Genomic DNA, 22,617 nt, shown 5'->3' with positions numbered 1-22,617 from the left:
TCTTGGCAAACCAGATATGTCGGTTTGACTAAAACAGCCGAAGCATCACTCCGCGCTCGCGACCTTCTGTACCTCGAGCGGTGCAGCATCCTTCAGTTTCTCGCCGATGCCCTTGAGAATGTTTGTCGATTGCACGGAGAGCATGCGCGGGCGAATGAGGGTCGGCACGCCGTCCTTCGGCTTGCTGGCCTGGGCCTTGGCGACATCCTTTTCGGATGGCAGCGGGTTTTCGATACCGGGGATGGGGCGCAGCGCGACACCCTGATGGGCATAGTCCATGGCGCGCTTGAAGGTCATGGCAGGCAGCGAGCCGCCGGTCATGTTGTTGGTCGACGTATAGTCGTCGTTTCCGAACCAGACGGCGCAGGTGTAGTTGCCGGTGAAGCCCACGAACCAGGCATCGCGATAGGCCTGCGTCGTGCCCGTCTTGCCGGCGGTGACGACGCCATTGTCGAGTGCTGCCTTGCGCGCCGTACCCACATAGGGCACGCGCGACAGCATCTGGTTCATGTAGCTGTCGGCCTGTTCCGACAGCACGCGCTGGGCGGGCGGCTCGTCACGATCGAAGTCGTAGAGGACGTCACCGTCATAATCGAGAACCTGCGTGATGCCGTGGCGACGAGACTGATAGCCGCCGGTCGGGAACACCGCATAGGCGGTCGCCTGGTCCAGCACCGTCACCTCGGACGTGCCGATCGGGATCGTCACGTCGTCGCGGATCGGCGTTTCGACGCCCATGGCTTTGGCCATGGCACGGATCGGCTGGATGCCGAGCTTTTCCTTGGCCAGGCGCACTGGAATGGTATTGATCGACTGGGCGACCGCGGTTTCCAGCGTGATGCGGCCCGCATAATGGTTTGCGTAATTGTGCGGGCTCCAGTTGCCCCAGGAGATGGGCGCGTCGATGATCGTCGTCTTCGGCGTCATCCCGCTCTCCATGGCCACCGAATAGGTATAGACCTTGAAGGAGGAGCCCGGCTGGCGCAGCGCCTTGGTGGCGCGGTTGAACTGGCTCTCGCCATAATCGCGTCCGCCGACCATGGCGCGCACGGCACCGCCATTCTCGATCATCACCATCGCGCCCTGCTTGGCGTGATAGGCTTCGCCATATTCGCGCAGCGACGTCTCGATGGAATCGTCCGCCGCCTGCTGGATGCCCATGTCGATCGTCGTGCGCACGATCAGCGAGCGCTGATGGAAGCGCGGCGACAGACGCTGCACCTCGTCGAAGGCCCAATCGAGGAAGAAATCGGGCGATTCCACTTCATTGCGGTCGACGACGGTGGCGGGATTGCGCCGCGCGGCGATCACCTGCCCCTCGGTCATCAGTCCGCTCTGAACCAGATTGGTCAGCACCTCGTTGGCGCGGCCGCGCGCCGCCGGCAGGTTGACGTGCGGAGCATACTTGGCCGGCGCCTTGAAGAGGCCGGCCAGCATCGCGGATTCGGCGAGGTTCACGTCGGTGATGCTCTTGCCGAAATAGAATTGCGCCGCAGCCGCCGCACCAAATGTGCCACCGCCCATATAGGCGCGGTCGAGATAGGTCGCGAGGATCTCTTTCTTGGAAAGGTTGGCTTCCAGCCAGAACGCCAGGAAGGCCTCGGTGATCTTGCGGTCGATCGAGCGCTCGTTGGAAAGGAACAGGTTCTTGGCGAGCTGCTGCGTCAGCGTCGAACCGCCCTGCACGACTTCGCCGGCCTGGGCATTGGTGACCATGGCGCGGAAGRGGCCGATGACGTCGATGCCGAAATGGTCGAAGAAGCGGCGGTCTTCGGTCGCGATGACGGACTTGATCAGCGAATCCGGCAATTCGTCGATCGGCACGGAATTCTGATGGATCACGCCGCGATGGCCGATGACGTTGCCATAGCGGTCGAGAAAGGTGACGGCAAAATCGCCGCGGTTGCGCCAGTCTTCCTTGGTGGCCTCGAAAGCCGGCTGCGCGAGCGCCAGCATCAGCACGAAACCGACGGCCCCGAGCGTCAGCCCTTCGCCGGCGAGTTCGAACACCGCACGTTTCCAGCCGCGAACGCGAAAGCGGCGAAAGAAAATGGTGGTGTCTTCCCAGATTTCTGCAGCGCGGAAGCCAGCGTTCCAGACGGTCGAGTCGATCCATGAATCGATACGCAACAGCAGGTGTCGGTTTCTCGACTGCTGCTTCTGAGGCTTCTTGCCTTGCCCGTTTTCGGGCTCGTCTGGCCCATTATCTGGGTTGTCCGGATCCTGCACGTCCTATATTCCCGCCTGAGCACGCTCGGCGGCCGTGAAATCCGGACGCAGGAGCGGGGCCTGAAAGGGGCCGCAACTCTCCGGATAGCCGGAGCATGTTGAATGATTGGTTGATTTTGCGCACAAGAACAAGAGAGTTGAACGGTCGTCACGCGAATTTGCGGGCGGCTGTTGCAAGAAACGAACGATGAACGATCTGCCCTTCTGGAAGCGCAAGACGCTTGCCGAAATGAATGCCGAGGAGTGGGAAAGCCTCTGCGACGGCTGCGGCCTCTGTTGCCTCAACAAGATCGAGGAATGGGATAGCGGCGACGTCTATTTCACCTCGGTCCGCTGCAAGCTGCTCGATAGCGAGAGCTGTCAATGTTCCAGCTATCCGAACCGTTGGGATTTCGTGCCTGACTGCGTTCAACTCACCAAGGAGAACGTCTCCGAGATCGCATGGCTGCCGCCGACCTGCGGCTATCGCCTCGTCAATGAGGGCCGTGATCTCTACTGGTGGCACCCGCTGGTATCAGGGGATCCGGAAACCGTCCACGCTGCCGGCATCTCGGCCCGCGGCCGCACCATCAGCGAAAACGACGTCGATGTCGATGATTTCGAGGATTATGTCGTCGACTGGCCGCTGACGGTCGGAGAGGACGCCGAAAAAAACCGGGAAGCCGAAGAAAAGGCTGGCTGACCGCTACGGCCAGGTGCCATGGGGGATCTGGAACAGATGCCGGATGCGCGTCGTCAGCGTCGTCGGATGGCTGCCTTCAGCCGATACGCCGGCGCTGAAGTGATGTTTCTCGGATTCGATCCGGCGCGACAGCAGCAGTCCCAGCTCTTCGGCAAGCGCCGGCCGTTCCTGCATGATCGCGGCGAGATGGTCCTTGGCGATTTCATAGACGATGACGGATGTGAGCGCGCGGATATTGGCCGGCTCGAGCGCACCCATCAGCACGCCGCGTTCCCCGAATAGATCGCCGGGTGCAATTCTGGCGAGCTCGATGATCTCGTTGCCCTCGATCCGCTCCACGACGGCAACGCCGCGCCGCACGATCATCAGGGAGGTCAGCGAGGTGTCCTGCGTCGCGATCAGCGCATCCTTGCGGAAATTCAGCCGTTTCATGTCGGCCGCGAGCGACTCCTTTTCGTCTTCCGTCAGTGTTGAGAAGAGCGGGATGGCGTTCAGCAGCCGCCAGGCCGAATTCGGGTGCTTTCCGGCCGCTTCCAGCGGATCGGCAACCGGGGGAAGCGTCGACCCGGCGGGTGGCGCAAGCTGCAGGCCTGACGCCTTGGTGTGACGATAGACGAGATCGTAGACTTCGTTCCGGGCAGCCGTCGCTTCGCCCAGTCCGGAGACACGGAAAGAGAGCTCAAACTCGATGGCATTGCTGTCGAGCCCCGTGACGCTGACAACAGGGGTAGGGGATTTCAGGATGGCGTTGCTGCTCAAAAGTACCGTGCGCATCGTCTCTTCGATGGTCGCCGGTGGGATCGAGGGAACAACCCGGATCTTCAGCGAGACGCCATGGGCTTCTTCAGGGCTCGTCAGGTTCGTCAGCCGCGCCTTGGCGAGCGCGCTGTTGGGAACGATGACGAGGTCGTTGGTGCCGTTCAGAAGATGGGTTGAACGCCAGTTCGTTTCCACCACGCGGCCCTGCACGCCATCGTCGAGGACGATCCAGTCGCCGACGCTATAGTGCCGGCCGAGATTGAGTGCGATGCCCGAGAATACGTCATTCAGCGTGCTCTGCAGCGCAAGACCGAGCACGATGGCGAAGACACCCGATGTAGCAATCAGCGTGCCGATCGGCGCGCCGAAGACGTAAGCCACGACCGAAAGCCCGGCGCCGAGATAGATGATGGCGACGACGAGATCCTGCAGCAGGCGCCCCTCGCGTGGTTTGCGCTCGAAAATCAGGAAGAGCCGCACCGAGCTCGCCAGCACCATTGCGCCGCCTATCCACCAGACGGCCTTGGCGACCCCGACGAAGATGCGCCGAAAGAGATCGTCGGCCTTGCCCATATCGGACGTATAGGGGGCAATCTCGTGCTTCACGAGCAGCAAGGTCAGCAGCGCGAAGAAGATGAAGTTGGCGATCAGCCGGAAGGCAGGTTCCCGTCCGAAAATGAACCGCGCCGCGGCACTGGCCAGAACGAGAACAATAAACTGATACAGCGGATCTTCCAGCATCTGCCATGACATGCAGTACATCCTGATTGGGCGTTGGACCCTATATCACGGAAGAAGAAGTCCTGTCCTCTGACACGAATGGATAGGGTGTCGTGACCGTTGATAATACCGGCCGGGATTTTGCCCGGCCGGCCATTTGAGCTATTTCGCCGCGTAAGCTTCCAGCGCCTGGATGAGCTTCAGCCCCGTTTCGGCACGTACCGGGTTCGGATAGTTCCGGTTCGCCAGCACCGTCAGGCCGATATGCGCCTTCGGCACCAGAACGACATAGGCGCCGAAGCCGTTCGTCGATCCGGTCTTGTTCATCAGCACCGCGCTTTGCGGCGCAAGCGGCTTCGCCCGCTGTTTGACCGGCTGGCTTTCCAGACTCATCTTGGCCGAGTTGCCGTCGAGGAGCTTCTTGAGCGCCACGGGCCAGGCATATTGTTCCCAGACCATGTCCTGCGTGTAATAGGCCGTATCGAAATAGCCCATATGCGTCTTCTCGATCGCGGCCTTGAATTCGGGTGCCAGAGCACCCGGCTTCAAATTGAGTTCCAGCAGATGCACCATGTCGCGGGCCGTGGTCTTGATGCCATAGGCCTCGTCCTCAAGGACGCCGGGTCCGACGCGGACCGGCTTATTGGCGTTGGAATAACCGAAGGCGTAGCGATCCATGACGTCAAGCGGAACCGCGATGAAGGTGCTCTTGAGACCGAGGGCGGGAAACAACTTGCCTTCGGCCGCCTGCCTGTAAGTGCCGCCAAAACGCTCACCGGAGATCCGCCCGAGAAGGCCGATGCTGACATTGGAATAGGAGCGCATGGTGCCTGCCTTATAGGCCGGCTTCCAGCTTTTCAGATAGGTCATCAGCCCGGCATCGTCATTCACGCTATCCGGCACCTGCAGCGGCAGGCCGCCTGACGTGTGGGTGGCGAGATTGACGAGGGTGATCTTGTCGAAGGCGCCGCCCTTGAGCTCCGGCAGGTAGGTCGAAACCGGCTGGTCCATCGACAACAGGCCGCGCTGTTCGGCAAGTGCGGCAAGCGTGACATTAAAAATTTTGCTGACGGAGCCGAGCTCGAAGATCGTGTCGCTGGTGACGGGTGCTTTCGTCTCGCGCGAGGCTTCACCATAGGTGTAATAGAATTCCGAGCCGTTGATCGTCACGCCGACGGCCAGTCCCGGGATGTCGTATTTCCTAATTACCGGCTGAAAAACGCGATCGACCATCTCCTGGAACGCTTTGTCCGTCATGTCTGCTGCATGGAGCGGGCTCGCCGACAAGGCGAGGGCGATGAGGCAGTGTCTCATATTCACTAGCGGTTCCTCTCTGTGCATCCGGCAATATGGCCGACACACGGTCGATAGCGTGGCCCTTTGTCCCTCCACAAACGATAAGAACTCGCAGGAGACCCTAGTTTAATTTGGGCTCGAGGGCGGCGAGAAAGAGCCGTAGTTCCCGCTGGACGTAGTCGGCTACAGCTCCCTCGGACGAGAAGCCCCACCAGAGCAGCGATCCCTGCCATTGCGAGAGCATCAGCCGGGCAATGGTCTGCGCTTGCCCCTGTCCCCCGAAACGCTCGGCAATCGCTGCCGTCAGGGCAGCACCCCAGGCCGCGCCACGAGCGCGGAGAACCGGATCGCGGAAATCCTCGCGCAGTAGAAGCAGGCCTTCCGCATAGGAGGCGGGATTATCGCCATAGTCCTGGGAAAGGCCGGTCAGCAGCGCGATCGCTCCGTCCGCGGTCTTCGGCAGCGTATCGGCAAGCCGCGCCGTTTCCGCGTCCAGCCGGTCCCAGGCGTGGAGCAGGGCGGCGCGCAGCATGCCGGCTTTGGTAGAGAAGCGCTGCACCAGTGTCGAGCCGGAAAGGCCGCTTGCCTTCGCGACCGCCGCAAAGGTCGCCGCATCCGGCCCCTCGGACTGGATCACATCGAGAACCATCGAAAGCAGCTGTTCATCTGAAAGCGTGCGCGGACGCGGCATGAAATTCCCTCTTGCGTTCGCCATATTTATGAACGAACATTCGTTTATATACAAGTAAGCCGACTGGGCCGGTTAATTGCTTCTAGCGGGGAGGACAGCGAAGTGACAGCGAACTTAAAGGGAAAGGTGGCGCTTGTTGCCGGCGGAACGCGCGGCGCCGGCCGCGGCATTGCGGTGGAACTGGGCGCGGCAGGCGCGACCGTCTATGTGACTGGCCGCACGACCCGCACGCAGCAATCCGAATACGGCCGGCCTGAGACCATCGAGGAGACCGCCGAACTGGTGAGCGCGGCAGGTGGGCGTGGCATCGCCGTGCAGGTGGATCATCTGGTGCCGGAGCAAGTCGAAGCGCTGGTTGCCCGCATTCGCGCGGAGGAGGGCAGGCTCGATATCCTCGTCAACGATATCTGGGGCGGCGAGCATCTGACGGAGTGGAACAAGCCGGTCTGGGAGCATTCCCTCGACAAGGGCCTGCGCATGCTGCGGCTTGCCATCGACACCCATTTCATCACCGCCCATTACGCGCTGGCACTGATGATCGAGCAGCCGGGCGGATTGCTGGTGGAGATGACGGATGGCACGGCGGATTATAATGCCACGCATTACAGGCTCTGCCCCTATTACGATCTGGTGAAAACGGGCACGAACCGTATGGCCTGGGCGCATGCCAAAGATCTGGCAGCGCATGGTGCCACTGCCGTCTCGCTCTCACCCGGCTGGATGCGCTCGGAAATGATGCTGGAAATCTATGGGGTTAAGGAAGAAAATTGGCGCGACGGCACAAAAGTCCAGCCGCATTTCGTCATCTCGGAAACGCCGCGTTTCACCGGCCGGGGAGTGGCTGCACTGGCCGCCGATCCCGACCGCAAGAGATGGAACGGTCAGTCGCTCTCAAGCTTCCAGCTGGCCGATGCCTACGGTTTCACCGATCTCGACGGCACGCGGCCGGACTGCTGGCGTTACCTCGCCGAAGTGCAGGAACCTGGTAAGCCGGCGGATGACACTGGATATCGCTGATCAGACGCTGCCGCCCGAGGGATCGATCCCCATGCGAATCTGCTAGTCTCTCGACGAAGAGGGAGTTCGCATGGCTTTGCGTATCATTTCATTGAATGCCTGGGGCGGCAGCATCCACGCGCCACTGATCGACTATCTGGCAAATGTGGATGCCGACGTCTTCTGCCTGCAGGAGGTAGTCCGGTCCGCAGCCGATACGCCGGGATGGCTGGAATATCGTGATGGCGGCGTTGTGCTGCCGCAGCGCGCCCATCTCTATGACGAGATTGCCGCCGTCCTCCCTGACCATGACGGCTTCTTCTGTCCATTCGCGCGGGGGCATCTCTTTCACGGCGAGGCGGTCTTCCCGACCGAATTCGGCATTGCCACCTTCGTGCGTAAGTCGCATGCGGTAATCGCCCAGGCGGTGGACTTCATCCATGGCGGTTTCTCGTCCAATGGCTGGGGTGAGCATCCGCGTTCGCGCAATGCCCATTGCATTCGCCTGTTCGATTATGCCGGCGGCTTTTCCGTCACCATCGCCCAGCTCCACGGCCTGCGTGATCCCGCCGGCAAGGGCGATATTCCGGCTCGGCATGCGCAGGCGGATGCGCTCGTCGAGCTGATCGAACGTGTCTGGCCGGGTGATGAACGCCTGGTCGTCTGCGGCGATTTCAACGTGCTGCCTGACAGCGTAACCTTCGAAAAGCTTGGCCGCCTCGGCCTCAACGATCTCGTCACCGGCAGGGGTTTTACCGATACCCGCACCTCGCTCTATCCGAAGGATGGACGCTTTGCCGACTATATGCTGGTGACGCCGGAAGTGGTGGTGAAGCGCTTCGAGGTGGTGGAGGCTCCCGAAGTTTCCGATCACCGGGCTCTGTTGATTGATCTTACCTAGCGCAGCTTAAAGTGCCGCTCCAGGTCGGCAATCTGCTCACTATTGAGCTGTCGCACCTTCATGCCGCGCGTAATGATCGAAAGCTTTGCCGCCTCTTCCAGCTCTTCGATCGCGAAGACGGCGGAATCGAGCGTGGCAGCCGACACGATCGGCCCGTGGTTTTCCAGCAGCACGGCGCTGTGCTCGCCGGCGATTTCAGCAATCAGTGGCTTTACGTCAACCGAGCCCGGCCGTGTATAGGACACGACAGGCACCTTGCCGACGCGCATCACCACATAGGGCGTCAATGGTGGAATGGCGTCCTTGGGATCGGTATCGGCAAGGCAGGAAAGGGCAGTTGCATAGGTGGAATGCAGATGTACGACCGCGCCCGTCTGCGGCCGTTTCTCATAGAAGGAGAAATGCAGCGGCAGTTCCTTTGTCGGCGCATCGCCCGAGAGGGACTTGCCGTCTTTGTCGAGTTTCGACAGCCGCTCAGGATCGAGAAAGCCCAGGCAGGAATTGGTCGGCGTTGCGAGATAGAAGTCTGCGGTCTTTACCGAAATATTGCCCGAGGAGCCGGCCGTAAGCCCGCGCTCGAAAAGCGATTTTCCCCAGCGGACGATGGCTTCGCGCAGCGCTGCCTCATTCATGGCCTGCAATCCTGTCCAGAGCCTTGGCGAAGAAATCCGGCGAGCCGAAATTGCCGCTCTTCAGCGCGAGTCCGATCGGCCGCGCAGGCCGGCCGCGCTCGGACACCAGAACCGGCACGCCGGGATCGATCTCCGCACCAATGGTCATATGCTTGAGGCCGAGTGCCTCAACAACCGCACCAGAGGTCTCCCCGCCGCCGACGACGATCTGGCATGTGCCGGAATCGGCGAGCCGCTTGGCAAGGCCGCCGAAGAAATCCTCAAGGATCTTTGCCGATTCCTCGCGGCCGAAGCGCTGCTGCACGAAGCTCACGACATCCGGCGAGGTGGTGGAGTAAACGATCGGATTGTCGGCCGCATTGGCGGCGACCCAGCTGGCGGCGCGCTCCACCGACATGGTGCCGCGCACGATGGCTGCTGGATCGATCGACAGGCCTGGATGGTTCTCCAGATGGCAAGCGACCTGGTTCTGCGAGGCGAGCGAGCAGGAGCCACAGAGGACGACGCCGGGGCCAGCAACGATAGGCACTTCGGCGGGAATACCGGAAAGCTTGCCAAGCTTGGCGAAATTACGCACCAGCCCCTGCGCCACTCCCGACCCGCCGGTTACCAGCGCATGGTCGGCGACAGCTTCACCGATGGTTATCAGATCGGCATCCTCGATGGCATCGACGACGACGAGGCGGTTGCCATCGGTCAGTTCGTCGCGCAGGCGGCTGCGGATGGCGCCGGAACCTTCGCGCACCGTATCGAGCGTAATGCTGCCGACACTGCCGCGGGTCTGGTGCCGCAGCCAGCGGCGGATGTCGGGATCCGTCATCGGCGTCAGCGGATGGTTCTCCATGCCGGATTCGCTGAGCAGCTTGTCCTTGACGAAGAGGTGGCCCATGAAGACCCGCCTTCCGGTCGCCGGAAAGGCCGGGCAGAACACGGTGACATCGGCGCCCGTCAGCCGCTGCAGGGCCTCGGCCACCGGGCCGATATTGCCTTCACGTGTGGAATCGAAGGTCGAGCAATATTTGAAGAAGATCTGCTCGCAGCCCTGATCCAGCAGCCAGCGCGCCGCATCCATGGATTGCAACACCGCATCTTCGACCGAGATCGAGCGCGTCTTCAGCGCCACCACACCGGCTTCGCAATTCACTTTGCCGCGGCCGGGGCCGACGAACTGCATCGTCGACATGCCGCCGCGGGCAAGGGTGTTGGCTAGATCGCTGGCGCCGGTGAAATCGTCGGCAATGGCTCCAAGCAGCATGTCAGGCAGGCTCCGGCAGTCTGTTGTTCAATTCGTCCTCGATATGGACGCAGATAATGTCGTCAAAGGATGTCTCGGCTGTGAAGCCGAGCGAAAGGGTGGGGCTGGCATCCAAACTCTGCGCCGATCACAAGGATTTTCATCTGAAGCGGTCCTTCCGACGGATGATGTGAACGCAAACCAAAACGCGCCGCCGCCTGAGTCGGCAGGCACGGTGCGTTTCTAGTTAAGACCAGCCGGGCAAGGCTGTCACGCAATTTCGGGCGGAGGGTCCGGTTTGATTGTGGGTTGGAATTGGCAGTCGGCCTTGCTCCGAGACCGGTTTCGCGGCAACAAGCATGGCATGAGCATCCCGACAGAATACCCTTTCGACTTCGACCCCACCTACGGCATGACGCTTGCCGACCTGCAGGCAATCCGCCCGCCGGAAGCGCCTGAGGGATTCGATGCCTTTTGGCAGAAGCGTTATGCCAGGGCGCTGGCGGTGAAGCCTGAGCCGCGCTTGAGCCCAAGCAAGGATACCCATCCGGACTGGCAGGTACGCGATATTGTCTACACGTCCACGGATGACGTCCGCATCGGCGGCTGGCTGCTCACGCCCCGCAAGGGCGAGGTCAAGCGCGGCCTCGTCGTTGGCCACGGTTATGGAGGCAGGGACCAGCCTGAATTCGATATTCCGGTCGAGGACACCGCCATCCTCTTTCCCTGTTTCCGCGGCATGTCGCGCAGCGCCCATCCGCCGATTTCGCCTGACGCGCCCTGGCATGTGCTCCACGACATCGATGATCCCGATCATTACGTGATCGGCGGCTGCGTTGAGGATCTCTGGGTTGCAGTGTCGGCGCTGCTATCGCTCTATCCCGCGCTTGATGGCCATATCGGCTATAGCGGCATCAGCTTCGGCGGCGGCATCGGCGCGCTCGGCATTCCCTTCGATAAACGTATTGCCCGCGGCCATCTGACGGTACCGACCTTTGGTAACCGCAAGCTGTGGCTAACATTGCCGACGGTCGGCAGCGCCCATTCGGTGCAGGATTATGCAAAGACGCACGCGGGTGTTTTCGAAAAGTTGCGGCTCTTCGATGCCGCAACGGCAGCGACCCGCATCACCGTGCCGATGCTGGCCGCCGTCGCCCTCTTCGATCCGGCGGTTGCACCCCCCTGTCAGTTCACGGTGGCCAACGCTTTGCCGAAATCAAAATTTAATGAAATCTTCATCCTGGATGCCGGGCATTTCGACTATGCTGATAGTGCAGTGCAGCAAACTGTGCTGCGCGAGCGAGTCGGGCGGTTTTTCAGGGGTCTATGAACCGAGAATATCTGCGCTGGTACAGCGATCGGCTCCATCGTGACATGGAGCTTCTGGTGTTCGGGCATGCCGGCGCCAAAGTACTGATGTTCCCAACGCGGGAAGGGCGCTTTTGGGAATATGAACATCTCGGAATCGTTGCCAGCCTCGCCGATAAGCTCGAGGCCGGTCATCTGCAGCTGTTCTGCATCGAGGGCCTCGCGGGCGAAACCTTCTACGACTTCGGCCGCCATCCGGCCGATCGTATCCGTCGCCATATCGCTTTCGAGGAATATGTGCTGAACGAGGTTCTGCCGCTGATGGAGAGCCGCAACGGCCACGAATGCACCATCGTCCACGGCTGCAGCCTCGGCGCCTTCCAGGCCGCCAGCCTCGTCTTCCGCCACCCGCATCTCTTCCGCAAGCTGGTGGCCTTTTCCGGCCGCTACGACCTGACGATGAAGGTCGAATCCTTCTCGGATCTCTTCGACGGTTATTACGACGACACGGTCTATTTCCACATGCCGACACATTTCCTGCCGGGCCTTGCCTGCGATTGGCGGCTGGAAAAGCTGCGGCAGGTGGATATCGTGCTGACGATCGGCAACGAGGATCCGTTCCTCGATAACAATCGCTATCTCAGCCGCCTTCTCGCTGACATGGGTGTCGGCCATCGGCTGCATTTCTGGGATGGCAGGGCGCACCGCGCCGGTGCCTGGCGCCGGATGGCGCCCCTTTATATATGAGCATCGCCGGATGTTTATATCTAGGCATCGCCGGATGGCGCCGCTCTATATCTGATTCACTGCATCAGCGGCTTCTTGAGGAAGCTGTTGCGGTCGGCGGATTTGATCCGCAGCCAGGCCTCGCGGCCGTTCCGCAGCACACGCATCGGGATTTCAGCGCCTGCCGGGCCACTCTTCCAGACCTTACGGTAGAAATCGGCAAGCCCGTCCACTTCGCCGTCGCGGATTTCCGAGATCACGTCGCCCTGCTGCAGGCCGGCCTGCGCGGCCGGGCTGCCCTTGGCAACGCTCATGACGACAACTTCCCCGTTGCTTTCAGCCGAAAAGGCGCCGAGCCAGGGGCGCGGCGGCCTGTCGATCTGGCCGCGGTTAAGCAGGTCGTCAAGGATCGGCGGAAGGAGGTTGATCGGCACGGCCATGTTGATATCGGCGACCTCTTCGTCCTGAACCATCTGCAGGCGCAGCGAACCGATGCCAAGCAGCTTGCCGTCGTCGCTGATCAGCGCCGCACCGCCCCAGGAGGGATGCGCGGGTGCGATGAAGATCGCCTCGTCGAGCAGATATTCCCAGTAGCCCGCAAATTCCTGCTTGGCGACGATATTGGCCTGCACGAATTCGCCGAGACCATCGGCAAAGATCACGGCATCGCCGACCGTCGTCTTGACCTTGTCGCCGATGTCGATGGCCGGCAGGTCGAGAGGCGCCAGCGACTGGATGAGGCCGAAGCCGGTTTCCTGGTCATAGGCGAGCGCATGGCCAGGTACGACCTTGCCGTCATGGCGCGTCAGCCAGATTTCGTCTGCTTCGGTGATCAGGTAGCCGATGGTGAGCACCAGCCCGTTTTCCCTGATGACGACGCCGCTTCCTTCCCGGCGGGTGCCCAGCGTATTCGCGGTGAAGGCATCTTCGGGGATGGAGGCGCGAACGGCCACAACTGACCGCAGGATCCTGTCGATATTCATGGTTTCATCCTCGTAAGGCGGGCACAAAGGCTCGGAATGCAGCGAGGGCCGGCAAGGGCCGGACGCATACCATTCCTTCTATAGGTATGAAACGACAGTCGTTTCTGCAAGACCCGCAGCCTGCGGTCTTTTACCCTGCTGCTTCCCGGCTGTATTGCCGCGGCGAGCGCGCCATCACCCGCTTGAAGGCGGTGCTGAAGGCGCTTTCGGAATCGTAGCCGAGCGAAAGTGCAATCTTGCCGATCGGCTCGCTGCTGTTGGAGAGCCGCTCGCTCGCCAGCATCATACGCCAGCGTGTGAGATAGTCCATCGGCGCGGCTCCGACCTTTTCCTTGAAGCGCTCGGCAAAGGAGGAGCGCGACATGCCGGTCATCGCAGCAAGTTGCTGCAGCGTCCAACGCCGCGCCGGCTCTGCATGCATGGCGCCGATCGCCATGCCGATCTGCCGGTCGGCGAGCGCAAACAGCCAGCCGGTGCCTTTGATATCGGGTGCTGAGAGATAGAGCCGCAGGATCTGCATCAGCATGATATGCGCCAGATGCTCGGTCATCAGGAAGCCGCCCGGGTGGCGGCCGCGCAGCTCCCGCGCCATCTGGTCGATCGCAAAGCGCAGCACCGAGGCCTGATCCGAATGCTCGCTGACATGGACGACCGGCGGCAATATGCCGACGAGCAGATCGGCGCCTGCGCCGGAAAAGCCGAAGCGGCTGCCGACGAGGAAAAAGGCGCCGCCGCCATTGCAGATCGCGACACCATCCTTAGCATGCGCATAGATGTCATTGGCGGGGATCGTCGGCAGGCTGCGGTCGCTCATCATCCGGAAGGGCCGGCTCTGCGTCAGCAGAAAACAATCGCCTTCCTCCAGCCGCACAGGCTCAGCGACCCCATCCACCTCCAGCCAGCAGCCGCCCGAGAGAACGGCATTGAACTTGATGCCCTGCGGTGGCGGAAAATCGATCGCCCAGTCACGGCCGGCATCGAGCCCGAGCGAGACGTAGCTCTTCGGCTTCAAGAGCGCCAGCACATCGGAAAGCGGATCCATGGAAACAGAACTCATAAGGAAATCCGGACGATCGCAAACATATCATGGACTTTAACGCATAGATCGTATGGACGCCACCGCATTAGTCTCCGGCCGAAAGCAGAAGGAGGCATCCATGGAAAACACACAACACCCCATCGGCTCCGGTTTTGGCGCTCGCTCCACAGCCGACGACGTGCTCGCGGGCATCGATCTCACGGGCAGACTGGCAATCGTCACCGGCGGCCATTCCGGCCTCGGACTGGAGACGACGAAAGCGCTGTCGCGGGCCGGCGCGCATGTGCTGATCGGCGCGCGTCAGCCGGAAGCGGCGGCCAAGGCGGTCTCGGGCATCGCCAATGTCGAGGTCGACAGGCTCGATCTCTCCGATCTCGAAAGCGTCCGCGACTTCGCCGAGCGCTTCGTCGCCTCCGGCCGCAAGACCGATATCCTCATCAACAGCGCCGGCATCATGGCCTGCCCGGAAACGCGGGTCGGGCCGGGCTGGGAGGCACAGTTTGCCACCAACCATCTCGGCCATTTCGCACTCGTCAATCGCCTCTGGCCGGCGATGGCGAGGGGAGCCCGAGTGGTTGCCGTCTCCTCCGGTGCCCATGGCATCACGCCCATCCGCTGGGACGATGTCCAGTTCACCGAGGGCTACGACCGGTGGCAGGCCTATGGACAGGCGAAAACCGCAAACGCGCTCTTTGCGGTGCAACTCGACAGGCTGGGCAGGGATGCCGGCGTGCGTGCCTTCTCGCTGCATCCCGGCAAGATCCTGACGCCGCTGCAGCGGCACCTGGAGAAGGAAGACATGGTCGCCGCCGGCTGGATCGACGCTGACGGCAATGCGGCCGACCCAACGTTCAAGACACCGGAGCAGGGTGCCGCGACGCAGGTCTGGGCCGCAACCTCGCCGCAGCTTGCAGACCTTGGCGGCCTCTATTGCGCCGACTGCGATATCGCATCCGTCTCGGATGACGGTGCGGAAACCAGCGTGCGCGCTTACGCCGTCCATCCCGACGAGGCGGCCCGTCTCTGGGCGTTCTCGGCGGAACTGACCGGTGCAGACGCGTTCAGCCGTTAAGCGTGGATGCCGGGCGCCTCGTAGCCGGTGCGCTCGACATACTCCGTATAGCCACCGCCATACTGCTGGATGCCATCGGGCGTCAGCTCCAGCACGCGGTTGGAAAGGGCGGCAAGGAAGTGGCGATCGTGCGAGACGAAGAGCATCGTGCCCTCGAAATCGGCGAGCGCCTTGATGAGCATTTCCTTGGTGTCGAGGTCGAGATGGTTGGTCGGCTCGTCGAGCACGAGGAAGTTCGGCGGGTCGAACAGCATGTGAGCCATGACGAGGCGGGCCTTCTCGCCGCCGGACAGCACGCGGCAGCGCTTGTCGACGTCGTCACCCGAAAAGCCGAAGCAGCCGGCGAGAGCACGTAGCGGCGCCTGGCCGGCGAGCGGGAAGGAATCTTCCAGCCATTCCAGTACCGTGCGTTCGCCATCGAGCAGGTCCATGGCGTGCTGGGCGAAATAGCCGAGCTTCACGCTGGCGCCGAGCGCCACGCTGCCGGCATCCGGCTCTGCCGTGCCGGTTACCAGCTTCAGGAGCGTCGATTTGCCGGCGCCGTTGACGCCCATGATGCACCAGCGCTCCTTGCGGCGGACCATGAAGTCCAGCCCTTCATAGATGGTACGGCTGCCATATTTCTTGTGCACGTTCTTGAGGTTGACGACGTCTTCGCCCGAGCGCGGCGCCGGCTGGAAGTCGAAGGCCACCGTCTGGCGGCGCTTCGGCGGCTCCACGCGCTCGATCTTTTCCAGCTTCTTGACGCGACTCTGCACCTGCGAAGCATGGCTGGCGCGCGCCTTGAAGCGCTCGATAAACTTGATTTCCTTGGCGAGCATCGCCTGCTGGCGCTCGAACTGCGCCTGCTGCTGCTTCTCGTTCTGCGCCCGCTGCTGCTCGTAAAAACCGTAGTCGCCGGAATAGCTGTTGAGCGAGCCGGCATCGATCTCGATGATTTTGGTGACGATGCGGTTCATGAACTCGCGGTCGTGCGAGGTCATCAGCAATGCGCCCTCATAGGTCTTGAGGAATTCTTCCAGCCAGATCAGGCTTTCGAGATCCAGGTGGTTGCTCGGTTCGTCAAGCAGCATGACGTCGGGACGCATCAGCAGGATGCGGCCGAGCGCCACGCGCATCTTCCAGCCGCCGGAGAGTGCACCGACATCGCCGTCCATCATTTCCTGGCTGAAGCTCAGGCCGTCCAGAACTTCGCGGGCACGGCCTTCCAGCGCATAGCCATCCAGTTCCTCGTAGCGCGCCTGCACCTCGCCGTAGCGCTCGATAATCTGATCCATCTCGTCCATGCGGTCAGGATCGGACATGGCCGCTTCCAGCTCGCGCAGCTCTGCGGCGACGATGCTGACGGGGCCGGCCCCCTCCATCACCTCGGCAACCGCGCTGCGGCCGGACATTTCGCCGACATCCTGGTTGAAGTAGCCGATGGAGACGTGCTTTTCGACTGAGACCTGGCCTTCATCCGGCAGCTCTTCGCCATTGATCATGCGGAAAAGCGTCGTCTTGCCGGCGCCGTTGGGGCCGACGAGACCGATCTTTTCGCCGCGATTGAGGGCGGCAGTGGCTTCGATGAAGAGGATGCGGTGGCTGTTCTGCTTGCTGATATTTTCGATACGGATCATGTCTTACGCGGGAGCTTGGGAGAATTTTGGCGCCCTTATGCCACGGGTTTGCCGCCGTGTCGCAGGTTTTCCGCGTCATCAAGCTGTGATCTTTGCAGCTGTGGCCATTCCGCACGACTGGAAATCGAGGGATGCTTCCTTATTATCCCCAAGGGGGAGGAGCCCATGGTCAATAAGATGTCCAGCAAGCCGGCAAAATCGGCAGAGCCCAAGCTGCTATCCGGCGGCAATCCGCAGATCGCCAAAGGCGAGGGCGATGGCCCCGTCCAGGCCTATATCGCCGCCATGCCCGGCTGGAAAAGCAATGTCGGCCGCCACCTCGATGGACTGATCATGCGCACTGTTCCAGATGCCCACAAGGCCGTCAAATGGAACTCGCCGCTCTACGGCACGAAAGGCGACGGCTGGTTCCTCGGCATCCATTGCTTCAACAAATACATCAAGCTGGCCTTCTTCCGCGGCGCTGCTTTGCAGCCCATACCGCCGGGAGAATCCAAGACTGCGGAAACGCGCTATTTCCACATCCATGAGAACGATCCGATCGACGAGGCGCAGCTCGCCGACTGGATCAGGCAGGCAAGCCTGTTGCCGGGCGAGAAAATGTAAGGAGAGAGACCATGAAGAAAGCGGCGACGACGAAAAAGGAAGCGGAACCGAAAGAAATCTCTCCCTCCGAACGCATCGATGCCAAGATCAGGGAATTGGTCGACTGGCGCGGCGAAACGCTCGCCCGTGTGAGGGCCATCATCCGCGAGGCCGATCCCGAGGTGGAGGAGGCGTGGAAATGGAGGGGCGTCCCGGTCTGGGAACACGCCGGCATCATCTGCACCGGCGAAACCTACAAGGCGGTGGTCAAGCTGACCTTCGCCAAGGGCGCTTCGGTGGAAGACCCGTCCAACCTTTTTAACTCCAGCCTTGAAGGGAATACGCGCCGGGCGATCGATATTCGCGAGGGGGATAAGATCGATGAGGCGGCGCTGAAGGCGCTGGTGCAGGCCGCGGTGGCGCTGAACACGGCGGGCAAACCGGCATCGAAGAAAGCGAGCGCCTAGTTCTGAGGGTAAAAGGCATCTGGGGCGACAACTGGTCATTGCCGATGCCGCGGAGCGTCCTATGTGGAGCCTTGCGAGCTCATTTCGATTGAAACCCGCTAAGACGGAGGCTCTCTTGAAGGGTTACCTTCCCTATCTGGCCGGCGCACTGGCGGGAATGCTCGTGGCCATTTTCCTGTCCAGCCTTTTGACGCTGACAGGAACGCCACAGCTGGTCCTTTTCGCCCTGCTGCCCGTAGTCGGTGGTGCTGTCGCCGAGCGTGTTTCTCAGCGCCGCTCCGGCAATTCGTGAGTGACCATGGGGCGGCTGAAGGAAATCGTCATCGATTGCGATGTGCCCTCCCGCGTCGCCCGCTTCTGGGCCGAAGCGCTCGATGACTATGCGGTCTTGCCCTACGACGATGAGGAAATCGCCCGCCTTGCCACGCTTGGCCTGACGCCGGAAACCGATCCGGTGGTGATGGTCGAAGGACCGGGAACGCGCCTTTGCTTCCATCTTCGCCCGGGAGAGCGTCCGGCCCGCAATCGCGTTCACCTCGATATCGCTGTCGGCGACCGGACAAAAGAACTCGCGCGCCTCATCTCTCTGGGCGCGACCTTCGTGCGTGAGACGGCCGATTACACCGTGCTGAACGATCCCGAAGGCAACAATTTCTGCGTCACCTCCGATTAGTCAGCGTCAGACAGACTTCACCTCGCCGCCATCCATGCGAAGCGTCGTGCCGGTCATCCAGCGCGCCGCCGGCGATACGAGGAAGGCCATGAGTTCGGCGATCTCCTCCGGTTCTCCATAACGGGCAATGCCAGCCTCCTTCGGAAACCGGGCTGTCGCCTCTTCCACCGTCATGTCGTGCAGCGGCGCCCAGTGCTCCAGATAGCTGCGCCGGCGGCCGGTCATGACCGGGCCGGGCAGCACGCTGTTGACCTGCACGCCATCCTCGATGCCGCGATCGGAGAAAGCCTTGGCGAGTGCGGATATCGCCGCATTGATCGTGCCGACGGCAGCATAGGCCGCCTTCGGAAAGACCGCCGAATTGCCTGACATCAGCACGACGGAACCCTTCGTTTCCTTCAGTGCCGGCCAGGCGGCGATGGTCAGCCGCCGTGCGCCATGCAGCTTCAGCGCCATGCCATCATCCCATTGTCGGTCCGTCATTTCGAACACGTCGATCTGCGGCACGGCGCCGGCAATGTTGAGCAGCGCATCGATCCGCCCGAAAACGGCAAGCGCTTTGTCGACGACGACCTGTGCCGCGACCGGCTCCGCAAGGTCGGCATCGATGACGAGCGTCTTGGCACCCGCCGCTTCGACTGCTTTCGCCGTCTCCGCGAGATTGGCCTTGTTGCGGGCAACGAGCACGAGCTTGGAAAAATCCTTTGCGAGCCGGATGGCCGTTGCCTGGCCGATGCCCTGGCTGGCACCGGTAATGATGGCTACTTTATCGGACATGATATCTCTCCTGTCGCGGGATTATCAGCCAAGGAAATCGCGGACTGCAGCGGCAATTTCATCCGCATGTGTTTCGAGCGCGAAGTGGCCGGTATCGAAGAATTTGATCACGGCGTCAGGAATATCGCGGGCGAAGGCTTCCGCGCCCGGCGGCAGGAAGAAGGGATCATTCTTGCCCCAGACGGCGAGGAAGCGCGGCTTGTGGGTCCGGAAGTAATCCTGGAAGGTCGGGTAGAGTGCCACATTGCTCTTGTAGTCGCCCATGAGATCGAGCTGCACATCTTCAGCGCCCGGACGCGAGAGATAGAAATTGTCGAGCGAATATCCGTCAGGCGAAATCCTGGTCGTATCGGCAACGCCATGCGTATATTGCCAGGCCGTCGTTTCCGGCCCGAGGAACCCCTTCAGCACGGCGCGGTTTTCTGCGCTGGCGTCCTGCCAGTAGGCCTGCACCGGGTTCCATGCGTCGCTGAGGCCATCGACATAGGCATTGCCATTCTGCGAAATGATGCCCGTGATCCGCTCGGGATGTTTGACCGCCAGGCGGAAGCCCGTCGGAGCGCCGTAATCGAAGACATAGACGGCATAGCGAACGAAGCCGACGATCTCGGTGAAGCGGTCGATCGTGTCTGCAATGCTGTCGAAGCTGTTGACCGCGGGATCGTCCGACTGCCCGAAGCCCGGAAGATCCGGCGCGATGATGTGATAGCGATCGGCCAGCAGCGGGATCAGATCGCGAAACATGTGGCCGGAGGTCGGGAAGCCATGCAGCAGCAGGAGCTTCGGAGCGTCCTGGGTGCCGGCCTCGCGATAGGCGATCTTGATGCCGTCGACGGTGGTGTGGCGGTAGCTGATCTTGGTCATGGTCCTGTTTCCTTCAGTTGAGATGAATGGCGATGTGTTGGGAGATATGTCTGTCATTCAGCCTGCGGCCACACTTGCCGCCGCTTCACGGATGACCTGCAGCACTGCCTCCGGCGCCGTCGCCATCGGCGTATGATCGACCGGGAAAGGCCGCTGATGCGCCTGCATGCGCTCCGCCATGAAGCGCTGGTTGGTGGCAGCGATCATACGGTCGTCCTCGGCGACCAGGAACCAGGAAGGGCGATCCTTCCAGAGCGGCCGCCCGACCGGTGCCGTGATGCAGGCAGGCGAGATCGGCCGCTGCACGGCTGCAAGCACCACTAGTTCCTCATTCGTGGCATTCTGCGCATAGGCCGCGGCAAAGGCTTCATGCGGATAATAGATCAGGCCGTTTTCATCAGGCGCTAGCTGCGGCGCCCGCGGATCGAGTTCGCTGCGATAGAAGACATCGGCAACCGTCTCTCCCTCATCGGGGGCGAGAGCAGAAACATAGACCAGTGCCTTCACATTTTCATTCCCCACCCCGGCGATAACCGCTCCGGCATAGGCATGGCCGGCAAGAACCACTGGCCCATCCACACGGTCCAGCGCCTGCTCAAGGGCTTTAACGTCATCGGCATAGGAGGTCATCGGTAGCGGCGCTGCTGTCACCGCAAAACCCTCGGCGACAAGCGGCGCGATGACTTTGGCCCAGCCAGAGCCGTCGGCCCAGGCGCCATGGACGAGCACGATATGCATAGTCTGCTGATCAATCGACTGCGACGACATCTGCTTTCTCCTTCGTTCGGCTTGTAACCGCTTAAATCGATACAGGACGGTTACTCCTTAGGAAGGTAACTTGTCAACAGCCTTTTGACAGGTTACATAAGAGTCGCGTCTTCAAGCAGGCTGCCCTACAACTATGGTCGGCAGCCGGAATAGGACTTGTCATGGATAACCACTCTCCCGCCCTGTTTCTGGGTGATGCGCTGGCACTGGATTTCCTGAATTCGGTGGCAACGCCCGTCGACACGCCTGTTGATTGGATAGAGGACGGGGAGGGACTGTTGCGCTGGCTCGAGCAGGCAAACCTCGTCCCGCGCGAAACGCTCGAAAGCCTGCGTGCCCAGGCGTTGCCGGGCGAACTCGACAACGTCGCCGATCAGGCAAGGAACCTGCGCGAGTGGTTCCGGACCTTCGTCCGCGAGCATAAGGGAAGGCAGTTGAAGCCCGACGCCCTGGCCGAGCTCGAACCGCTGAACCGTCTGCTGGAGCGCGACGAAGGCTATGGCCGCGTCGTGGCGCGGCAGACGGATGAGGGCGCGGTCTTCGACTTCCAGCCCATGCGCAAATGGCGCTCGCCGGAATCATTGCTGCTACCGGTCGGCGAGGCACTCGGCCGCTTCGTCTGTACCGAGGATTTTTCCAATGTGAAGGCCTGCGAAGGACCAGTCTGCACCCTGCTGTTTGCCGACCATACCCGTGGTCATCGCCGGCGCTGGTGCAGCATGGCGATGTGCGGTAATCGCGCCAAGCAGGCCGCACATCGGCACCGGATCAGACAGGCGTAGCCGCCATCTCTTCGACGAGCCGGTCGAAGCCGATGCCGGTGCCGCTCTCTCTGATATCGCCGTCTTTGGCATCGCCGAAGACGGCCTGTTCGGTGAAGGTCATCAGCGTCATGCCGCCGCGTCCGGTGAATTCCACCGTGACCAGCGAGGAAGAGATGCTCTTTCCCGCCGTCAGCATCGTATAGGCATAGACGATGCGTTCGCGCGGGTGGATTTCGAGATAATAGGCGCGCATCGCCTGTTCCGTCCCGTCGGGCATGCGCCATGTCATGCGCTCGCTCCCGCCGGTCTCGAAGTCGAATTGATCCTCCAGTACTTGCCAGTCGGGATGGCAGGCGGTCCAGCGCCGTTTCAGCGCATGGTCCGACCAGAAGCGGAATGCATGCGCCACGCTGCCGGGCAGGTCGCGTTTGATGACGAAGGTGCGGTGATTGACGCTGACACCCATCAGTGATCCTTTTCCTCAGGAGTTTCCGCCATCAGCAAGGCGAGGCGATCGAAGGCGGCGTGCATTTCAGCTTGACGCTGCTCGATCCATTGGTTGATGGCGCCGAATGCCTGCTGCTGCATGCGATAGGTGCGCACCCGCCCCACCTTTTCCGAAATGACAATGCCGCTTTCTTCCAGAATTCGCAGATGTTTCAGCACCGCCGGCAGGCCGACATCGGCGGGCTCTGCCAGTTCCGTGACGGAGGCCGGCCCCCTGGCAAGCTTTTCCACGAAGCCACGGCGATAGGGATCGGCGAGCGCCTGAAATATCCGGTCGAATTCGGCTGGCGCCAGTTCTGCCATCATATGCCTCAAGATGTCCCGG

At 61.7% G+C, this 22,617-nt stretch carries 25 protein-coding genes; 11 read left to right on the top strand and 14 right to left on the bottom strand.

Going from position 1 to position 22,617, the window contains the following annotated elements; all coding sequences use genetic code 11:
* Positions 1-45 precede the first annotated feature (45 nt).
* The gene (locus tag AC1DTN_RS23670; RefSeq protein WP_477922889.1) at positions 46-2,229 is read right to left on the bottom strand and encodes a transglycosylase domain-containing protein; all 2,184 of its coding nucleotides are present in this window, start codon (positions 2,227-2,229) and stop codon (positions 46-48) included.
* A gap of 187 nt (positions 2,230-2,416) precedes the next feature.
* Between AC1DTN_RS23670 and AC1DTN_RS23665 the strand changes: the two genes are divergently transcribed.
* Positions 2,417-2,911: a YcgN family cysteine cluster protein gene (locus AC1DTN_RS23665; RefSeq protein WP_310377891.1), complete on the top strand. Its 495-nt coding sequence runs from the start codon at positions 2,417-2,419 to the stop codon at positions 2,909-2,911.
* 3 nt (positions 2,912-2,914) lie between these two features.
* Here the strand turns inward: AC1DTN_RS23665 and AC1DTN_RS23660 are convergent, their stop codons facing one another.
* From AC1DTN_RS23660 to AC1DTN_RS23650, 3 genes are all read right to left on the bottom strand, one after another.
* Positions 2,915-4,423 carry a mechanosensitive ion channel family protein gene (locus AC1DTN_RS23660; protein WP_113322585.1) on the bottom strand — a complete coding sequence of 503 codons (1,509 nt, stop codon included), beginning with the start codon at positions 4,421-4,423 and terminating at the stop codon, positions 2,915-2,917.
* Positions 4,424-4,552: 129 nt separating this feature from the next.
* Positions 4,553-5,704 carry a class C beta-lactamase gene (gene ampC, locus AC1DTN_RS23655; RefSeq protein WP_439017182.1) on the bottom strand — a complete coding sequence of 384 codons (1,152 nt, stop codon included), beginning with the start codon at positions 5,702-5,704 and terminating at the stop codon, positions 4,553-4,555.
* A gap of 103 nt (positions 5,705-5,807) precedes the next feature.
* Positions 5,808-6,377, bottom strand: coding sequence for a TetR family transcriptional regulator (locus AC1DTN_RS23650; RefSeq protein WP_439014402.1), 570 nt, complete (start codon positions 6,375-6,377; stop codon positions 5,808-5,810).
* 102 nt (positions 6,378-6,479) lie between these two features.
* Here AC1DTN_RS23650 and AC1DTN_RS23645 point away from each other — a divergent pair, with 102 nt between their 5' ends.
* Together AC1DTN_RS23645 and AC1DTN_RS23640 are read left to right on the top strand one after the other, a co-directional pair.
* Positions 6,480-7,394, top strand: a complete 915-nt coding sequence (locus AC1DTN_RS23645; RefSeq protein ID WP_439014403.1) for an SDR family oxidoreductase — start codon at positions 6,480-6,482, stop codon at positions 7,392-7,394.
* 70 nt (positions 7,395-7,464) lie between these two features.
* A complete protein-coding gene (locus tag AC1DTN_RS23640; RefSeq protein WP_439014404.1) occupies positions 7,465-8,274 on the top strand; it encodes an endonuclease/exonuclease/phosphatase family protein in 810 nt (269 codons plus the stop codon).
* Here the strand turns inward: AC1DTN_RS23640 and otnC are convergent.
* Both otnC and otnK read right to left on the bottom strand, forming a co-directional pair.
* On the bottom strand, positions 8,271-8,906 hold the full coding sequence (otnC, locus tag AC1DTN_RS23635) for a 3-oxo-tetronate 4-phosphate decarboxylase (protein ID WP_439014405.1): 636 nt from the start codon (positions 8,904-8,906) through the stop codon (positions 8,271-8,273). The two genes, AC1DTN_RS23640 and otnC, sit on opposite strands and share 4 nt — an antisense overlap.
* The gene (otnK, locus tag AC1DTN_RS23630; protein ID WP_439014406.1) at positions 8,899-10,161 is read right to left on the bottom strand and encodes a 3-oxo-tetronate kinase; all 1,263 of its coding nucleotides are present in this window, start codon (positions 10,159-10,161) and stop codon (positions 8,899-8,901) included. The genes otnC and otnK overlap by 8 nt, the downstream gene beginning before the upstream one ends.
* Positions 10,162-10,504: 343 nt before the next feature.
* Between otnK and AC1DTN_RS23625 the strand changes: the two genes are divergently transcribed.
* Both AC1DTN_RS23625 and AC1DTN_RS23620 read left to right on the top strand, forming a co-directional pair.
* Entirely contained in the window at positions 10,505-11,470 is a 966-nt protein-coding gene (locus AC1DTN_RS23625; protein ID WP_439014407.1) for an acetylxylan esterase, read from the top strand.
* Positions 11,467-12,195 (top strand): esterase family protein, encoded by a 729-nt coding sequence (locus AC1DTN_RS23620; protein ID WP_037105163.1) that lies wholly within the window; start codon positions 11,467-11,469, stop codon positions 12,193-12,195. The genes AC1DTN_RS23625 and AC1DTN_RS23620 overlap by 4 nt, the downstream gene beginning before the upstream one ends.
* A 56-nt stretch (positions 12,196-12,251) precedes the next feature.
* On the opposite strand, the gene AC1DTN_RS23615 is transcribed toward AC1DTN_RS23620, so the two are convergent.
* Both AC1DTN_RS23615 and AC1DTN_RS23610 read right to left on the bottom strand, forming a co-directional pair.
* Entirely contained in the window at positions 12,252-13,157 is a 906-nt protein-coding gene (locus AC1DTN_RS23615) for a S1C family serine protease (RefSeq protein ID WP_113323014.1), read from the bottom strand.
* 130 nt (positions 13,158-13,287) lie between these two features.
* Positions 13,288-14,199, bottom strand: a complete 912-nt coding sequence (locus tag AC1DTN_RS23610) for an AraC family transcriptional regulator (RefSeq protein WP_439017183.1) — start codon at positions 14,197-14,199, stop codon at positions 13,288-13,290.
* A gap of 115 nt (positions 14,200-14,314) precedes the next feature.
* Here AC1DTN_RS23610 and AC1DTN_RS23605 point away from each other — a divergent pair, with 115 nt between their 5' ends.
* Positions 14,315-15,268, top strand: coding sequence for an SDR family NAD(P)-dependent oxidoreductase (locus tag AC1DTN_RS23605; RefSeq protein ID WP_439014408.1), 954 nt, complete (start codon positions 14,315-14,317; stop codon positions 15,266-15,268).
* Here the strand turns inward: AC1DTN_RS23605 and AC1DTN_RS23600 are convergent.
* Positions 15,265-16,887, bottom strand: coding sequence for an ABC-F family ATP-binding cassette domain-containing protein (locus AC1DTN_RS23600; protein ID WP_113323017.1), 1,623 nt, complete (start codon positions 16,885-16,887; stop codon positions 15,265-15,267). The genes AC1DTN_RS23605 and AC1DTN_RS23600 overlap by 4 nt on opposite strands.
* 165 nt (positions 16,888-17,052) lie before the next feature.
* Here AC1DTN_RS23600 and AC1DTN_RS23595 point away from each other — a divergent pair, with 165 nt between their 5' ends.
* From AC1DTN_RS23595 to AC1DTN_RS23580, 4 genes are all read left to right on the top strand, one after another.
* Positions 17,053-17,493 carry a DUF1801 domain-containing protein gene (locus AC1DTN_RS23595; RefSeq protein ID WP_439014409.1) on the top strand — a complete coding sequence of 147 codons (441 nt, stop codon included), beginning with the start codon at positions 17,053-17,055 and terminating at the stop codon, positions 17,491-17,493.
* Positions 17,494-17,504: 11 nt separating this feature from the next.
* Entirely contained in the window at positions 17,505-17,939 is a 435-nt protein-coding gene (locus AC1DTN_RS23590; protein ID WP_113323019.1) for a DUF1801 domain-containing protein, read from the top strand.
* A gap of 115 nt (positions 17,940-18,054) precedes the next feature.
* Positions 18,055-18,231 carry a hypothetical protein gene (locus AC1DTN_RS23585; protein WP_439014410.1) on the top strand — a complete coding sequence of 59 codons (177 nt, stop codon included), beginning with the start codon at positions 18,055-18,057 and terminating at the stop codon, positions 18,229-18,231.
* 6 nt (positions 18,232-18,237) lie between these two features.
* Complete coding sequence (locus AC1DTN_RS23580; protein WP_439014411.1) at positions 18,238-18,612, top strand: VOC family protein; 375 nt, start codon at positions 18,238-18,240, stop codon at positions 18,610-18,612.
* Positions 18,613-18,618: 6 nt separating this feature from the next.
* On the opposite strand, the gene AC1DTN_RS23575 is transcribed toward AC1DTN_RS23580, so the two are convergent.
* From AC1DTN_RS23575 to AC1DTN_RS23565, 3 genes are read right to left on the bottom strand one after another with little or no spacing between them, the layout of a single operon-like run.
* The gene (locus AC1DTN_RS23575) at positions 18,619-19,389 is read right to left on the bottom strand and encodes an SDR family oxidoreductase (protein WP_439014412.1); all 771 of its coding nucleotides are present in this window, start codon (positions 19,387-19,389) and stop codon (positions 18,619-18,621) included.
* 24 nt (positions 19,390-19,413) lie between these two features.
* Positions 19,414-20,253 carry an alpha/beta fold hydrolase gene (locus tag AC1DTN_RS23570; RefSeq protein ID WP_439014413.1) on the bottom strand — a complete coding sequence of 280 codons (840 nt, stop codon included), beginning with the start codon at positions 20,251-20,253 and terminating at the stop codon, positions 19,414-19,416.
* 57 nt (positions 20,254-20,310) lie between these two features.
* A complete protein-coding gene (locus tag AC1DTN_RS23565; protein ID WP_439014414.1) occupies positions 20,311-21,021 on the bottom strand; it encodes an alpha/beta fold hydrolase in 711 nt (236 codons plus the stop codon).
* Between the two features lie 161 nt (positions 21,022-21,182).
* On the opposite strand from AC1DTN_RS23565, the gene AC1DTN_RS23560 reads away from it, so the two are divergent.
* Positions 21,183-21,803 carry a CGNR zinc finger domain-containing protein gene (locus AC1DTN_RS23560; RefSeq protein WP_439014415.1) on the top strand — a complete coding sequence of 207 codons (621 nt, stop codon included), beginning with the start codon at positions 21,183-21,185 and terminating at the stop codon, positions 21,801-21,803.
* Here the strand turns inward: AC1DTN_RS23560 and AC1DTN_RS23555 are convergent.
* Positions 21,790-22,251: an SRPBCC domain-containing protein gene (locus AC1DTN_RS23555; RefSeq protein WP_439014416.1), complete on the bottom strand. Its 462-nt coding sequence runs from the start codon at positions 22,249-22,251 to the stop codon at positions 21,790-21,792. The genes AC1DTN_RS23560 and AC1DTN_RS23555 overlap by 14 nt on opposite strands.
* Entirely contained in the window at positions 22,251-22,595 is a 345-nt protein-coding gene (locus tag AC1DTN_RS23550; RefSeq protein ID WP_113323025.1) for an ArsR/SmtB family transcription factor, read from the bottom strand. The genes AC1DTN_RS23555 and AC1DTN_RS23550 overlap by 1 nt, the downstream gene beginning before the upstream one ends.
* Positions 22,596-22,617 lie beyond the last annotated feature (22 nt).

The organism is Rhizobium sp. 01T444 (assembly GCF_056398305.1).
This window is presented reverse-complemented; position numbering and strand designations above follow the sequence as displayed.